The 14,849-nt window shown below is 74.9% G+C and carries 15 protein-coding genes; 5 read left to right on the top strand and 10 right to left on the bottom strand.

The genetic code is table 11. The features are described from left to right. Positions 1 to 154: 154 nt before the first annotated feature. Genes F593_RS0105895 through hrcA form a run of 3 tightly spaced genes read right to left on the bottom strand, consistent with a single transcriptional unit; the run spans position 155 to position 3,218 of the window. The gene (locus F593_RS0105895) at positions 155 to 1,060 is read right to left on the bottom strand and encodes a 50S ribosomal protein L11 methyltransferase (RefSeq protein WP_022927832.1); all 906 of its coding nucleotides are present in this window, start codon (positions 1,058 to 1,060) and stop codon (positions 155 to 157) included. Next, positions 1,057 to 2,199: a molecular chaperone DnaJ gene (dnaJ, locus tag F593_RS0105890; RefSeq protein WP_022927831.1), complete on the bottom strand. Its 1,143-nt coding sequence runs from the start codon at positions 2,197 to 2,199 to the stop codon at positions 1,057 to 1,059. The genes F593_RS0105895 and dnaJ overlap by 4 nt, the downstream gene beginning before the upstream one ends. Then, positions 2,196 to 3,218 (bottom strand): heat-inducible transcriptional repressor HrcA, encoded by a 1,023-nt coding sequence (gene hrcA / locus F593_RS0105885; protein ID WP_022927830.1) that lies wholly within the window; start codon positions 3,216 to 3,218, stop codon positions 2,196 to 2,198. Before hrcA ends, dnaJ begins: the two co-directional genes overlap by 4 nt. Before the next feature lie 110 nt (positions 3,219 to 3,328). Here hrcA and F593_RS0105880 point away from each other — a divergent pair, with 110 nt between their 5' ends. Further along, positions 3,329 to 4,036: a hypothetical protein gene (locus F593_RS0105880; protein WP_022927829.1), complete on the top strand. Its 708-nt coding sequence runs from the start codon at positions 3,329 to 3,331 to the stop codon at positions 4,034 to 4,036. 100 nt (positions 4,037 to 4,136) lie between these two features. Beyond that, a complete protein-coding gene (locus tag F593_RS0105875; RefSeq protein WP_022927828.1) occupies positions 4,137 to 5,504 on the top strand; it encodes a YihY/virulence factor BrkB family protein in 1,368 nt (455 codons plus the stop codon). Position 5,505: 1 nt separating this feature from the next. Here F593_RS0105875 and F593_RS0105870 read toward each other — a convergent pair whose 3' ends face one another. After that, positions 5,506 to 5,949 carry a MaoC/PaaZ C-terminal domain-containing protein gene (locus F593_RS0105870; protein ID WP_022927827.1) on the bottom strand — a complete coding sequence of 148 codons (444 nt, stop codon included), beginning with the start codon at positions 5,947 to 5,949 and terminating at the stop codon, positions 5,506 to 5,508. Beyond that, complete coding sequence (locus F593_RS0105865; RefSeq protein WP_022927826.1) at positions 5,946 to 6,398, bottom strand: MaoC family dehydratase N-terminal domain-containing protein; 453 nt, start codon at positions 6,396 to 6,398, stop codon at positions 5,946 to 5,948. The genes F593_RS0105870 and F593_RS0105865 overlap by 4 nt, the downstream gene beginning before the upstream one ends. A 191-nt stretch (positions 6,399 to 6,589) precedes the next feature. Here F593_RS0105865 and F593_RS0105860 point away from each other — a divergent pair, with 191 nt between their 5' ends. After that, on the top strand, positions 6,590 to 8,752 hold the full coding sequence (locus tag F593_RS0105860) for a hypothetical protein (RefSeq protein WP_022927825.1): 2,163 nt from the start codon (positions 6,590 to 6,592) through the stop codon (positions 8,750 to 8,752). Here F593_RS0105860 and F593_RS0105855 read toward each other — a convergent pair. Together F593_RS0105855 and F593_RS0105850 are read right to left on the bottom strand one after the other, a co-directional pair. Beyond that, the gene (locus tag F593_RS0105855) at positions 8,749 to 9,543 is read right to left on the bottom strand and encodes an SDR family NAD(P)-dependent oxidoreductase (RefSeq protein ID WP_022927824.1); all 795 of its coding nucleotides are present in this window, start codon (positions 9,541 to 9,543) and stop codon (positions 8,749 to 8,751) included. The two genes, F593_RS0105860 and F593_RS0105855, sit on opposite strands and share 4 nt — an antisense overlap. A 34-nt stretch (positions 9,544 to 9,577) precedes the next feature. Next, positions 9,578 to 10,453 carry a type I pantothenate kinase gene (locus tag F593_RS0105850; protein ID WP_022927823.1) on the bottom strand — a complete coding sequence of 292 codons (876 nt, stop codon included), beginning with the start codon at positions 10,451 to 10,453 and terminating at the stop codon, positions 9,578 to 9,580. A gap of 163 nt (positions 10,454 to 10,616) precedes the next feature. On the opposite strand from F593_RS0105850, the gene F593_RS0105845 reads away from it, so the two are divergent. Further along, a complete protein-coding gene (locus F593_RS0105845; protein WP_022927822.1) occupies positions 10,617 to 11,009 on the top strand; it encodes a hypothetical protein in 393 nt (130 codons plus the stop codon). A 120-nt stretch (positions 11,010 to 11,129) separates the two neighbouring features. Here F593_RS0105845 and lepA read toward each other — a convergent pair whose 3' ends face one another. After that, complete coding sequence (lepA, locus tag F593_RS0105840; protein ID WP_022927821.1) at positions 11,130 to 12,962, bottom strand: translation elongation factor 4; 1,833 nt, start codon at positions 12,960 to 12,962, stop codon at positions 11,130 to 11,132. Positions 12,963 to 13,110: 148 nt separating this feature from the next. On the opposite strand from lepA, the gene F593_RS22780 reads away from it, so the two are divergent. Then, on the top strand, positions 13,111 to 13,989 hold the full coding sequence (locus F593_RS22780) for an AAA family ATPase (protein WP_022927820.1): 879 nt from the start codon (positions 13,111 to 13,113) through the stop codon (positions 13,987 to 13,989). 27 nt (positions 13,990 to 14,016) lie between these two features. On the opposite strand, the gene F593_RS0105830 is transcribed toward F593_RS22780, so the two are convergent. Together F593_RS0105830 and F593_RS0105825 are read right to left on the bottom strand one after the other, a co-directional pair. Continuing rightward, positions 14,017 to 14,379 (bottom strand): ArsR/SmtB family transcription factor, encoded by a 363-nt coding sequence (locus F593_RS0105830; protein WP_022927819.1) that lies wholly within the window; start codon positions 14,377 to 14,379, stop codon positions 14,017 to 14,019. Then, positions 14,372 to 14,839, bottom strand: coding sequence for an SRPBCC family protein (locus F593_RS0105825; protein WP_022927818.1), 468 nt, complete (start codon positions 14,837 to 14,839; stop codon positions 14,372 to 14,374). The genes F593_RS0105830 and F593_RS0105825 overlap by 8 nt, the downstream gene beginning before the upstream one ends. Positions 14,840 to 14,849 lie beyond the last annotated feature (10 nt).

The following is a 14,849-nucleotide window of genomic DNA, read 5'->3' as shown; positions in this document are numbered from 1 at the left end:
GGAGCGGGGCTGCCTCGAGCCGGCCGCAACGCAGTTCATCCGCCATGGATCATACGCCTCTCCCCCGGACGGATCGAGGGGTCGGTCCGCGGGGGCGGTCGGGTCGTAGGACGGGCGTCCGGCGACCCGAAGCCGATCGTCCAGGAGCCGGCCCTCAGGCGCGCCGGAGCAGCAGCCCGCCCCAGTCGCCCAGCGTGCGACGGTCCGCCTCGACCAGCCCGAGGCGGGCGAAGGCCGCGGCGACGCCGTCGAGCTCGTGGACGAGCAGGCCCGAGCCGATCAACGCGTGGGGCGGCGTGCCCGTGAAGCCGTCCGCCGCGACGCGGAGGAGCAGCGGGCGCAACAGGTTGGCGAGGACGAGCGGCGGGCGGCCGTCGTCGAGGGCGCCCATGCCCGAGGCGCCCTGGCGCAGCAGGTCGAAGCGGTCCGCGGTGACCGCGACGCCGTTGACCCGGGCGTTCTCGATCGTCGCGGCGACCGAGGCCTCCTCGTGGTCCACGCCGTGGACCGGGCCCCAGCCCAGCTGGGCAGCCGCGACCGCGAGCACGCCGGAGCCCGAGCCGAGGTCGAGGACGGGACCACGGCTGTCCGCAGGCGCCTCCGCCTCGTCCGCCAGCTCGACGAGCAGCTCGAGGCAGAGCCGCGTCGTGGCGTGGGCGCCCGTGCCGAAGGCCTGGCCGGGGTCGACGACGAGCTCGAGGACGTCCGAGGCCACCACGTCGTCGTTCGTCGCGATGTCGCCGGCCGGGGTCTCCGCGTACGGCGGGCACCACGGGGGCCGCACGTACAGGCGGTCCTTGATGAGGATCGGCTCGTGGAACTGGCGCCAGCGGTCGGCCCAGTCGTCCGCGACCTCCTCCGAGACGACATCGACGAGCGCGTCGCCGATGAGCGCCCGGACGGCGGGCAGCGACGGGAGCTCACCCTCGGCGCCGTACACCGCGTACTCGATGGTCTCGCCGAGGTCGCGCTCCTCGACGCCCGTGGGCGCGAGCTCGGTGAGCTCGGCCAGCACGGTCTCCGCGTCCGCCGGGCGGACGCGGAAGGCCAGGCGGATCATCCCTTGCGCCAGAGCCGGCGCAGGCGGCTCACGACCGACTCGTCGGCGTCCTTCAGCTGGCGCTCGTCGAGCGAGTCGTCGAGCTCGCGGAGGAGCTCCTTCTGCCGGTCGTTGAGCTTGCGGGGGATGGACACGTCGACCACGACGTGCAGGTCGCCGCGGCGCCCGCCGCCGATGCGCGGCATGCCGCGGCCGCGCAGGTTGATCGTCTTGCCCGGCTGGGTGCCGGCGGGCACGTCCACGTCGATCGGCTCGTCGAGCGCGTCGACGGTGATCGTGGCGCCGAGCGCGGCCTTCGACGCGGAGACGGGGACGACGGTGACGAGGTCGTCGCCGTCGCGCACGAAGCGGGCGTCGGGCAGCACGGTGACGACGACGTAGAGGTCGCCGTCGGGCGCGCCGGGCTCGCCCTGGTGGCCGCGACCGCTCAGGCGGATCCGCTGGCCGTCGGCGATGCCCGCCGGGACGTCGACCTCGATCGTGCGGGTCGTCGGCTTGAGCCCGCGGCCGTGGCAGTCGGTGCACGGCTCCTCCGGCACGCGGCCGCGACCCGAGCAGGTCTCGCACGAGGTGCGGCGGACCATGTCGCCGAACGGGGTGCGGGAGACCTGGTCGACGACGCCGTGGCCGCCGCACGTGGCGCAGGTCTTCGTCTTCGTGCCCGGCTTCGCGCCCGAGCCCGTGCACGTCTCGCAGCGCGCGATGAGCTCGTACTCCAGCTCGATGCGGGCGCCGGTGAGCGCCTGGTGCAGCGACATCTGGGCGTCGACGGCGAGGTCGCCGCCGGCGCGCGGGCCGCCCGCGGAGGCCCCGCCCCCGCCGCCGCCGAACGCCTGTCCGAAGACGGCGCCGAAGAGGTCGGACATGGAGCCGAAGCCCTCGAAGTTCGACCCCATCCCCCGCTGCTTCAGGCCATCGTGGCCGTAGCGGTCGAAGGTGGAGCGGCGCTCGGCGTCCGACAGGATCTCGTAGGCCTCGGCGACCTCGCGGAAGCGGTCCTGCGCCTCCGGGTCGTCCGGGTTGACGTCGGGGTGCAGCGTCCGCGCCAGGCGGCGGAAGGCCTTCTTGATCTGCGCGTCGTCGGCGTCGCGTTCGACGCCGAGCACCTCGTACGGATCACGCGGCACGGTCTGACTCATACGTTCTCGTACAGCTCCTCGACATACCGGGACAGCTGGAAGGCGACGTCACGCACCGCACGGATGGCCTGCGGGTAGTCCATCCGGACGGGACCGATCACCGACACGCTGCCCAACTTCCGCTGCGGGGGTCCATATCCCGCGGCAACGACCGTCAATGATCGCAGAGCGGGGATCGGGTTCTCCGCCCCGATGCGCACGACCACGTCCTGACCCCCCAGCGCCTGGCGCAACAGGCCCAGCAGCGTGGCCCGGCGCTCGAGCTCGTCGACCAGCGCATCGAGGTGTGCGACCTCGGCCGCGCGGGACTCGTGGAGCAGCCGCGCCGCGCCCGACACGTAGACGCCGCCGCTCTCGCCGCCCGTGGCACCGAGGCCGTCGAACGCGGGACGCAGGGCGGTCAGGAACCGCTGCTCCGTGGCGCCCAGGCCGGGGTCGTCGAGCCGCGCGCGGAGCATCCGGGCGCCCAGGCCGATGCCCGCGAGGCGCTCGTTGAGGTACTCCTTCGCCCAGGCCGCCAGGCCGGGGTCGACCGGGGACTCGAACTGGAGGATGCGCTTGGCGATCTCGCCCGCCGACGTGATCACGACGACCATGACGGTGCGCGCCTGCAGGGGGAGCACCTCGACGTGGCGGATCGTCGCCGTCGACACCGGGGGCGCCGTCACGACGGCCAGCAGGTCGGTGACGGTGGAGAGCGTCTCGCTCGTCACCCGCATCGCCTCGTCGACCTCGCGCTGCACGAGCTGCAGCTCGACGCCGGGGCCGCCCGCGGTGGCGGGCAGCAGGTGGTCGACGAAGTAGCGGTGGCCCCCGTCCGTCGGCACGCGGCCGGCGGACGTGTGCGGGTGCATGAGCAGCCCGAGCTCCTCGAGCTGCGAGAGCTCGGAGCGGATGGTGGACGGCCCGAAGGTGATCTCCGGGTCCGAGGCGAGGTTCTTGCTGCCGACCGGCAGGCCGGTCTCGCGAAAGCGGGCCACGACCTTGCCGAGCACCAGCTCCTGGCGTGGAGTCAGCATGGGTCGACCCATCCTACCGAGCGTCATCGCGCCAACCGCCGCGCCTCCGGGTGCCCCGAGCCCCCTCCCCTCAGCCTGGGCTCAGGAGGGCCTGCGATCGTCCCCGACCGATGGTCGTCCTCGGCATCCTCGCGCTCGAGCTCCTGTGCGTCTACGTGCTCGGCCGCCGCCTGCTCGACGGCCTCGTCTCCCGCGCGGCGCGCTCCGGGCCTCTGCGCCGGTGGGCGACCTGGACCGTCCTCGCGCCCGGCGTGACGCTTCACGAGGCCTCGCACGCGGTGACGGCCACGGCGCTGCTCGGCCGGGTCGTGCGGTTCGTGCCCTTCGCCCCGCGACCCCTGCCCGACGGTGGCGTGCTGCTCGGCGAGGTGCGCTGGAAGCCGTCGCGGCTGCCCGTCCTGGGCGGGGCGATCGGGCGCGCGCTCGTGGGCCTCGCGCCGCTCCTGCTCGTGCCCGCCGTCGTCTACGCCGCGGGCTGCGTGCTCGTCCCGGGTGTCGCGCTCGGCGACCCGCCGGTGGACCTGGTGGGCGGGCTGTTCGGGGACGGCGCGTCCGTCGGCGGCGTCCTCTGGCTGCTGCTCGCCCTGAGCGCCTCGATCGGCCTGCTGCCCTCCCCCGTCGACCACCAGGACCTGCCGCGCGCGCTCATCCTGCTCACGCTGGCGGCCGTCGCCTGGGTCGCCTGGCGCGGCGGGGTCGACGCGGGCGACGGCACCCGGCTGCTGACCGACGCGGCGGCGCCGCTCAGCTTCCTGGCGCAGCTGCTCGCGCCGCCGGCCGCGGTCGCGCTGGCGGGCGGCGCGCTGCTGCGCCGCTGAGGCCGCCGTCCTCGACGCGCGGTTGGCGGCGTGTGGGAGGGGTACGGGTGGACCCCGCGGCGCTCGCCGGGCGCTCACCCGTCAAGCTCCGCCGGTCCGAATGCGCCGCGCCCTCGCCGTCATCAAACGCACCGTCGTCGCCTTCTACGACGACCAGATGACGCAGCACGCCGGGGCGATCACCTACTACAGCCTCATGTCGCTGTTCCCGGTGATCCTGCTGGCGCTGTCGATCCTGGGCGTCGTGGGCGAGTACCCCCGCACGTACGACGCGATCGTCCGCTACCTCAGCGACGTCGCCCCCGACTCCGTCGTGCAGCCCATCGACGACTCGCTCCGCGACGCGTTCCGGCACAAGAGCACCGCCACGACCGGGCTCGTGCTGTCCACGCTGTTCGCGCTCTGGGGCACCACGGGCGTGCTCGAGTCGATGCGCCGGGCGCTGAACGTCGCCTTCCGCGTGCAGGGCGGCCGCAGCTTCTTCCGGCGCAAGACGATCGACGTGCTCTCGACCTTCGTCCTGCTTGCGCTCGTGCTCGCGACGCTCGTGTTCGTGGTCGTCGGGCGCAGCCTGGCCGAGGACATCCTGCGGCTCGTCGGGGCGGATGAGAACGCCGCCGCGGTCTGGACCGCGCTGCGCTGGCCGGCGGCCGTGGCCAGCGCGCTCCTCGGATTCTCCTACGTCTACTACGTGACCCCGGACTACCGCCGGCGCGCGTTCCACCTCGTCACGCCCGGCGCGGTGCTGGGCGTCGTGGGCTGGCTCGTCGTCTCCTGGGGCCTGTCGGAGTACATCTCGAACGTCGTCAACGTCGGCGCGCTGTACGGCGCGTTCACGGGGGCGATCGTCGTCGTGATCTGGCTCTGGCTCTCGAGCTGCGCGCTCCTGCTCGGGGCCGAGCTCAACGCCTCCATCCTCATCGTCGCGGGCCGGTCCCCCGACGGCGGACCGCTCGGCCCCGACGGCGAGCCGGTCTCGATCCGCGAGCCGCGCGCCCGGCGCCGCCTGCGCCGCACCGCCCGCGGCGACGACGGCCTCGACGACGACGAGTGGCCGGACGGCGAGGACGAGGACCGCCCGGTGCGCCGGCAGGACCTCGCCGGCGACCGGCCGACGAGCGAGACGCGAAGGCCCGGGGCCCAGGTGGACGAGCCGGCGACCGAGGTGCACGAGCGGCCGGCCGGGGGGCGCCAGCCCGTGGCCGCGGCGCACGGGCCGGCGACCGAGGTGCACCAGCCCGCGGCCGAGGTGGACGAGCCGGCGACCGAGGTGCACCAGCCCGCGGCCGAGGTGGACGAGCCGGCGACCGAGGTGCACGAGCCCGCGGCCGACGACGCCGGGGCGCCCGACGACACCGAGACGGCGAACGGGAGCCGTCCCGCCGAGGACCAGCCGACCGTGGCGTTCCGCCCGGCCGCCGGGTCGCACCGCGCGGCCCGCGACCGCGACGGCGACCCGCCGCGCTGAGTCAGCCGCGGTCGGGGACGCGCACGTGGGCGCTGCCGCCCCGGACGACGCGCGTCGAGCCCTGCTTCGCGGTCGAGGTGACGACGGCGACGCCGTCCTCCACGGCGGTGACCTTCGAGGTGACGACGATCTCCTGCTCGGGGAACGCCATGCCGCGGAAGCCGACCTCGAGCCGCTGCAGCGCACCCGGGCCCTCCGCCCCGCCGACCGCGTCGGTCTGGGCGCGCGCGACCTGGGCCATCGTCCACAGGCCGTGCAGGATCCGCCCCGGCAAGCCGACCTGCTGGGCGAACTCCTCGTCGATGTGGATCGGGTTGAAGTCGCCCGACGCCCCGGCGTAGCGGACCGTCACGTAGCGGTCGGGGGTGATCGTCAGCGTCGGCAGCTCCGCGCCGGGCTCCCAGCGCACGGGCTCCGTCGCACCGTCCGTCGTCGTGTCCGTCATCGACCCGCTCCCCGCACGATGTTGCTCCAGACCCCGGTGGAGACGACGGCGCCCTCGCTGTCCGTCGTCGTCGCGCCGAAGACGTAGTAGGTCAGGTCCGCCGTCTCGACGTAGCGGACCTCGTCGAGCGCCACGACCGTCGAGACCTCCTCGCCGGCCACGAGCACGCGCTCCCAGGCGAACTCCTGGGCACCGTGGACCAGGCGCTGCATGTCGATCCCGACCTCGGGGTCGTAGAGCGCCGCGCCGATCGCGGCCGAGGAGTAGACGACGACGAACATCGGCGGCGCCACCACGTCGTCATAGCCCGCGGCGCGCGCGGCGGCGACGTCGAGGTACAGCGGGTTCGTCTCGCCCACGGCACGGGCGTACTCGCGGATCTTCTCGCGCCCCACCGCGTAGGTGACGGCGGGGTAGCGCTTGCCCACGGGGGCGGTCGTCTCGGCCACGGGGGCTCGTCCTTCGGTGGTGATCGCCGCGGCCCGCCGGGCGGCGGACGCGGGGGCGGATCGTACCCCGCGCCCGTCCGGCGGCCCATCCCCGGACCGTCGGGTCGGTGGGGCGGTGGCCCGGCGGCGCGCGCCTCCTGCGCCGAAGGTGTGACGCCCCGAGCAGGCACTTTGCGCCACCATGGCCGTTCGTGCCCGTGCCCCCTGCCCCCCGACGGACCGCCGCCCTCGCCGTGCTCGCCGGCGCACTCGCCGGCCTCCCGACGGACGCGACGGCCGCCGGGACCGACGTCTCCTCGCCCGCCGCGCCCGCTGCGGCGGTCGTGCGCCCACAGTCGGAGATCGACCCGCCCGACGCCGGCGACGGCGCGGCCGCCGACCCTGGGGCGCTCGCGTCGGCCGAGGACCGGCTCCAGGACGCCGACCCGGGCGACCTGTGGGCGGCGGCCGGGGCGGTCATCTCCCCGATCGACCCGCTCTGGAGCCCGGGCGAGGGCGCCTACGTCGTCTCCGGCGTCGCCCGCGCCCGGCTCAACGCCGAGATGCTGCTCGTGCACGCCTACGCCGCCCTGGCGGGGCGCGAGGGGTCCGCGTCGCACCCCGAGCGCGTCGAGCCGCTCGTGCGGCTCCTGACCGGCCGCATGTACGTGGCGCGGCTGAACGGCAGGGTCGCCAAGGCGCCGGCGCCCGGCCACAGCGTCACCGTGCACGCCCCCGGGTTCTCCGACCCCGGCGGCGACGTGCGTTCCATGCACCAGGCGCTCGACGCCGTCGTGGCGCGTGCGCTGGCCGTCGCCTGGCGTGCCCGCGACGTCGTCGGCCTGTCCGCCGAGGCCCGCGAGCTGATCCAGGACCGGGTCAGCGCCGTCGCGCGCTCCCCGTTCTGGCGCTCCCCGAGCCGGCTGCTGAACCAGATCAACTGGAGCGCCGACCTCTACGCCGCCGACGCGACCGTCACGGGCGACCCGCGGCTGCTCAAGCAGGACTATCGCCGGCAGCTGATCTGGTTCGCCGACCACGCCCGCAAGGCCGCCTACCCCGGTGGCGCCCCCAACCTCGGGTCGGGATTCGCCTTCCGCTACCTCCCCCAGCGGGCCGCCACGAACCCGACGAACCGCTCCGACACCGTGGAGTACGCGAACATCGTGCTCGGCGCGCTGGCGTACGTCGACGAGGCCCGCGCGGCCGGGATGCCGCAACTGCCCAAGCGCACGCGCGACGTCTTCCGGCGCCTCGCCCGCCGCGTGACCTGGGGCGACTGGACCGCCGCGGGCTACCCCAACTGGGACTCCGGCAAGGGTGTCGGGCGCCTGCACCTGACCCAGTACTGGCTGCTGGCGCTGCGCGGCTACGCGGCCGGCACGGAGGGCTCGGCGAGCGCGGGCTACCTGCCCGCCCAGGTCCCGACGACCCGCTGGCTCGTGCGCCGCGCCGTCGAGCTGTACCAGCGCCGCGCCGACACCGGCGGGTCCGTGATCCTGCCCGCCAGCGCGTTCGGCGTCTCCGGCAGCGCGCTCGTGAAGAACACCTTCGACGGCCTCACGGGCACGGCACGCTTCGCGTCGACGCTGGCCGAGCTGGCCGACCGCGGACTCGCGAGCCCGCCGGGGGCGCGCGCGCCGGTCACCCCGCTCCCCGCCGCGTACTCCCACGACAGCGACATCGGCCGCCTCGCGGTCACGACCCCGCGCTACTCCACGGCGTTCCTGCAGCCCTGGACGCCCCTGCGCGTCGGCGGCCTCGAGCCCGCACGGCTGCTCGACGCCCGCGGCCGGGCGCTCACGGGCGTCGGCGGTAGCGGCCAGGGGGCGCTCGGGCTGACGATCACGGCCGGCCCCCGCCGGCTGATCGAGACCCAGCCGGGCGTCCGCCGCAAGGGGCACACCGAGCTCGCCGTGCCGAAGTCCCGGCGCGACCACGCAGCGCCGCTCTCCGGGGAGATGACGGTGCGCGGCGGCGAGGCGAGCGACGGCGTCGACCTCGACGTGACCCACCGGATCGCGTCCGGGTCGCTGCGCACGACCTATCGCGTGCGCAACGCTCGCTCGACGGCCGTGCAGGCCGAGCTGCGGATCCCCACGTACGGCCGCGGCGCCCGCGGCTCGTTGCGGGTCGGGCAGACGCTCGGCCCCAAGGCGCTGCGCCGGCTCCTGCGCATCACCACCCCGGTCGGGGCGCGGTTCACCGTGCGGCTCTCGGGCCTGCCGTCCGGCGCGACGGGGCGTGTGGTCCGGGTGGCGACGCAGGCCGGCAACCCCACCCCGGGGCCGCAGCTCCGGGTGCGCGTGCTGCTGCCCGGGGAGCGGACCACGACGCTCGAGCGCTTGATCCGGGTCCCGGCCGCGACGGACTAGAGGATCGTCGCGACGGCGCCGCCGTCGGCCGACCACGCCGACCCCGTCGTGAACGCGGCGCGCGGCGAGGCCAGCAGGACGATCACGTCGGCGATCTCCTCCGGCGTGCCGAAGCGCCCCGCGGGCACCCGGGCCCGCGCGGCCTGCAGCGCCTCCTCCCGCGAGGCGCCCGACGCCTCCGCCGCCTGGTCCGCCAGCCCGCCGGGCTGCAGCCACATCTCGCTGTCGATCGGGCCCGGGGCGACGGCGTTGACGCGCACCCCGCGGCCCGCGAGGTGCTGCGCCCACGCCCGCGAGAGCGAGAGCTCGGCGGCCTTCGTGACGGAGTAGGCCATGTTGCTCAGCGACGGGCGCTTGCCGGAGGAGGACGAGACGAGCACGGCGCGACCGCCGGCCGGCGCCGCGGCCAGATCGTCGGCGGCGGCGACGAGCAGGGCGTGCGGGCCGAGCACGTTCATCCGCCACTGGGCGTCCCAGTCCTCCGGGGTCAGGTCCTCCGGGGCGACGTTCGTGGAGAACCCGGCGCAGGCCACGACGGCGTCGAGCCGGCCGAACGCCTCCCTCGCCGCGACCACGATCTCACGACCCGAGGCGACGTCCGTGACGTCCGCCGACAGCACGGCGTGCGGGCCGCCCGACAGCTCGTCCCGGGTCGTGGTGAGCCGGTCCTCGTCGCGCGCGACGAGCAGCACGCGGGCGCCCTCCGCCGCGAGCCGCTCGGCGACGGCGCGCCCGATCCCGCTCGTCGCCCCCGTGACGGCGACGGCCTCTCCGGTCAGTCCCAGGTCCATGGGCGCATCGTGGCAGGCGGCGCGGGTCCCGCCCTCACACCCGGCGCACCAGCACCTCGGTCACCTCGTGCCCTGCGCCCTTGCGCAGTACGACGTCGGCGTGCTCACGCGTCGGCAGGACGTGGTCGCGGACGTTCGGGGCGTTCACGGCGTCCCAGACCCGCAGCGCCAGGGCGTCGGCCTCGACGTCGGGCATGGCGCGCAGCGGGTGGAGGAACGCGCCGGGGTCGTCCGCCGCGTCCACGCGCCAGGACCGGAACCGCTCGAGGTACCAGCCGCGGGCGTGCTCGTCGGCGGCGTCGACGTAGATCCCCAGGTCGACGCGGTCGCGGACGCCGACGGCCTCGCCGGCCTCCGGACCGGCCAGCGAGCGCAGGCCCTCGATGATCAGCACCCCCGGCCGGTCGACCGTGGTGGTCTCGCCCGGCACCCGATCCTGCAGCCGGTGGGCGTAGACGGGGACCGCGACGGGACCGTGCCCCGCGCGCACCGCATCGAGGAGCGCCACCAGCGCCGTGTGGTCGTAGCTCTCGGGGAATCCCTTGCGCTCCTTCAGCCCTCGCGCCTCGAGCTCGGCGTTGGGCAGCAGGAAGTCGTCCGTCGAGATCCGCGCGACCGGCCCGGCGCCGTGGTCGGCGAGCAGCGCGGCCAGCTCCCGCGCGATCCGGCTCTTGCCCGCCGCCACCCCACCGGCGACGGCCACGACGTACCCGCGCGCCCCGCCACCCCCGCGGACGAGCGCGCCGGAGAGCTCGGCCACGGCCGAGCGGCGTCGCAGGTCCTGCTCGCGGCGGACCGCCACGAGGCGCGCGAGCGGGCCGAGGACGTCGTCGCCCGGACCGCCCGCGGCGAGGGCCGCCCACGCCGCGCGGTCCAGGGTCGCGAACGGTGCGAGCGACGGTGCGGTCATCGGCGGCAGGCTAGCGGCGCCGTCCGTGGCGTACGGTCCGTACGTGCGCCGGCGCCGCGTTGCTCGGGGGAGCGGTGCCGCGATCGCGACCCGCCGCACGGTCACACGGCAGCCACACCGTCCTTAGCTCGCCGCGATCCGCGTGTGGTCGGCTGACCCCACGATGCCGACGCCCTGGAAGACCGCCAACGCCATCCGACGGGCGTCGCGGGAGTCGCGGGAGGCGCGGCAGCGCGGGGACGCCGTGGCGCTGCGGCGGCAGCTCGAGCGGGCCGTCGCCTTCCGCGCCCCGGCGGACGCGATCGCCATGATCCTGCGCGAGACCCGCGGCCTCACCACGCACGGGGTGCCCGAGGCGGTCGCCGCCGTCCTGGAGGACCGGACCAACACACGCCACGTGCGGCGCTCGGCGGCCTACACGCTCGGGACGCTGCCCTGCGCCGTCGCGCGGGATGCGCTGCGCCGGGCCGCCGACGGCACCGATCCCGACCGCGGCATGCGGTCGCAGGCCTCCGACGCGCTGCAGGCGATGCGCGACCGCACCGCCGCCTACTGACGCGTGGCCCGGGGACGACTCACGCGCCGCCGGGGAGCGGCGGGGTCGCCCGGGACGGACGACGCGGCCGAGGCGTCCTGAGCGCCGCGGCCTCCCCAGCCGCGGCGAAGGGGTCCGCCCTCAGGCGTCGCCGAGCTCGAGCACCGCGAGGAACGCCTCTTGCGGCACCTCGACGTTGCCGACCTGCTTCATGCGCTTCTTGCCGGCCTTCTGCTTCGTCAGCAGCTTCTTCTTGCGGGAGATGTCGCCGCCGTAGAGCTTCTCCGTGACGTCCTTGCGGTACGCCTTGACGGTCTCGCGGGCCACGACGCGGGCGCCGATGGCGGCCTGGATCGGCACGTCGAACTGCTGACGCGGGATCTTCTCCTTGAGCTTCTCCGTGAACTTCTTGCCCATCTCCTGCGCCTTCGTGCGGTGCACGAGCAGCGACAGGGCGTCGACGGGGTCGCCCGAGAGCAGGATGTCGAGCTTGACGAGGTCGCTCTCGCGCAGCCCGATCGGCTCGTAGTCGAAGGAGGCGTAGCCGCGGGTCCGCGACTTGAGCTGGTCGAAGAAGTCCAGGACGATCTCGACGAGCGGGACGTCGTAGGTCAGCTGCACGCGGTCGGCCGAGATGTACTGCATCCCCTGGTGGACGCCGCGCTTGTCCTGGCACAGCTCCATCGTCGTGCCGACGTACTCCGTCGGCGTGAGAACGTTGAGCTTCACGAACGGCTCGCTGACCGTCTTGATGAACGTCGGGTCCGGGTACGCCGACGGGCTGTGGATCTCCTGGATCGTCCCGTCCTGGAGCTCCAGCTCGAAGCCCACGGAGGGCATCGTCGCGATGAGGTCCAGGTCGTACTCGCGCTCGAGCCGCTCGCGGACGATGTCCATGTGCAGCAGGCCGAGGAACCCGATGCGGAAGCCGAAGCCCAGGGCGTCGGAAGTCTCGGGCTCCCAGGCGAGCGCGGCGTCGTTCAGCGAGAGCTTCTCAAGGGCGTCGCGCATGTCGGGGTACTGCGCGTTGTCCGTCGGGAACAGGCCGCAGAAGACCATCGGCTTGATCTCGCGGTAGCCCGGGAGGGCCTCCTCGGCGGGGACGAGCTTCTCGCCCGCGCCGCGCACGCCGGAGCGGTGGGTCAGCGTGTCGCCGACCCGCAGCAGCATGACGTCCTTGATGCCCGTGATGACGTAGCCGACCTCGCCCGGGCCGAGCTCCGTGATCGGCACCATCTGCGGGCTGAAGATGCCCAGCTCGTCGACGTCGGCCTCGGTGCCGGCGGCCATCGCGGCGATCTTGTCGCCCTTCTTGAACACCCCGTCGACCACCCGGATGTAGGCCACCACGCCGCGGTACTGGTCGAACTCGGAGTCGAAGATCAGCGCGCGGGCCGGCGCGTCGCGGTCGCCTTCGGGCGCGGGAACGGTCTGCACGAGGCGGTTGAGCACCGCGTCGACGCCCTCGCCCGTCTTGCCCGAGATCCGCAGGATCGTGTCGGGGTCATCGCCCAGCAGCTCGGCGACCTCACCCCCGACGCGCTCCGGCTCGGCGCCGGGCAGGTCGATCTTGTTCAGGCAGGGGATGATCTCGAGCCCCGCCTCGACAGCGAGGTACGTGTTGGCGAGCGTCTGCGCCTCGACGCCCTGGGAGGCGTCGACGACGAGCAGGGCGCCCTCGCACGCCTGCAGGGAGCGCGAGACCTCGTACGTGAAGTCGACGTGCCCGGGGGTGTCGATGAGGTGGAACATGTACGTCTCGCCGTCGTCGGCGTCGAAGTACACGCGCACGGCCTGCGACTTGATGGTGATCCCGCGCTCGCGCTCGAGCTCCATGGAGTCCAGCAGCTGGTCCTGCATGTCACGGTCGGCGACCGTGTCGGTGAGCTCGAGGATGCGATCGGCCAGCGTCGACTTGCCGTGGTCGATGTGGGCGATGATCGAGAAGTTGCGGATCTTGGACTGGTCGCTCATGCGGAACCCCCAAGAGTACGGGTGTCGCGTCGTCCGCCCCTCCGCGACCGCTGCGCGTACGCTCGCGACCATGCCCGCGTCCCCCGCCGTCGCCACGCCCGGGCCCCGCGGCGCGGCCCACCGCCGGGCGCGGGACTGAGGACGCGGCGTGACCGACCCCGGGCCTGACGCGACCGACGGCGCCCCCTGGCGGGACCCCGCGACGGACGAGCCGCTCGTCGGGGGCGGGTTCGTGCGCGAGCTCGTCGTCCGCCCCGGAAAGGGGATCGAGCACGAGGAGACCGTCCCGGCGCTGTCGGCGTTCCGCACCGGGCTGGCGCTCCACCCGGCGGTGACGTTCCTCGTCGGCGAGAACGGCTCGGGCAAGTCGACGCTGGCCGAGGCGATCGCCATCGCGATGGGCATGAACCCGGAGGGCGGCGGCTCGACCTGGTGGTTCACGACGCGGGCGTCGCACTTCGACGTCGGGCGGGACCTGCTCGTGCTCCGCGGCACCCGCACGCCGCCACTGAACCGCTTCTTCCTGCGGGCCGAGAGCGTGTTCACGCTCGCCACCGCGATCGAGCAGGACCAGAACGCCGGCGAGGGCGGACTCGAGGCCTACGGCAACGTCTCACTCCACGAGCAGTCCCACGGCGAGTCGTTCCTCGCCCTCCTCCACCACCGCCTGGGCCCTCGGGGGTTCTTCGTGATGGACGAGCCGGAGTCGGCGCTGTCCCCGCAGAACGAGCTGACGCTGTTGCGGGGCGTCCACGAGCTGGTGCAGGCGGGCGGCCAGCTCGTGATCGCCACCCACTCCCCCATCCTCGTGGCCTACCCGCACGCGACGATCCTGCTGTGCGACGAGGACGGGGTGCGGACCGTCGCCTACGACGACGTGCCGGCCGTCCGGGTCACGCGATCCGTGCTCGCGGCGCCGGGACGCGCGCTCGACGAGCCCCGGGCCGCAGCCCGGACCGAGCCGGCCCCCCGGGGCCGGGCTCGTCCCGGGTCTGGGGCGGGAACCGACCCCGGCCCCGAGGCCTGACGACCCCGGGATCCGACGGGCCGGGCGTTACGCCACGGGCTCACCGGGCGGCGGATCCGGCGCCTCGGCCAGCCGCTTCAGGGCCGCGAGCCGGGCGTCCCAGCGTGCCGCCACGGCGTCGAGCTCGCGCGCCGCGCCCGCCAGCCGCTCGGGCCGGACGGCGAAGCGCACCTCGCGCCCCTGCCGCCGTCCCACCACGAGTCCCGCCCGGTCGAGCACGCCGAGGTGCTTGACGACCGCTACCCGGCTCACGGGCAGCCGCTCGGCGACGGCCGTGGCCGTCGCCTCGCCGTCCTGCGCGACGAGCTGCAGGACCCGCCACCGCGTCGGGTCCGCCAGCGCGGCCAAGACCTGCAGCTCGGGAGCGTCGGGGTCGAGGAGCTCAGGCACCCGCGGTCGCGCCCGTCGCGTACTCCGCCAGCTCGCCGAGCTCCGCCTGCCACCCGCGGACGTTGCCGTCGCGGTGTCGGCCGCGCGCCTCGTCCGCACCGGCGAGGGCGGCAAACCCCTGCTCCACGACGCGCAGCCGGGTGCCCGCGCCGTGCGGGGTGAGCGCGAACTCCACGAGGGTCGAGTTCTCCGGGCCGAGGGGCCCCTCCCCGTACCCGAACTCGCCGGGGGCGCGCCAGCGGAACGTGAACCGGTGCGGGGGCTCGACCGCCTCGACGCGGCCGTCGGTCTCGCCGTGCTCCGTCCACCGGAAGGCCAGCGCGCCGCCGGGCCGGAGGTCGACGGACGCGCCGGCGTCGCCGAACCAGCGGCCGAGGTGCTCCGCCTGGGTGACGAGCGCCCAAACCCGCTCGGGCGGGGCCTCGATGTCGATCTCGCGTTCGATCGTGTCCTGGATCATGGTGTGCCTC

The organism is Patulibacter americanus DSM 16676 (assembly GCF_000420025.1).
GTDB lineage: Bacteria > Actinomycetota > Thermoleophilia > Solirubrobacterales > Solirubrobacteraceae > Patulibacter > Patulibacter americanus.
The sequence above is the reverse complement of the archived record's forward strand: the minus strand, read 5'-3'. Positions and strand labels throughout refer to the sequence as shown.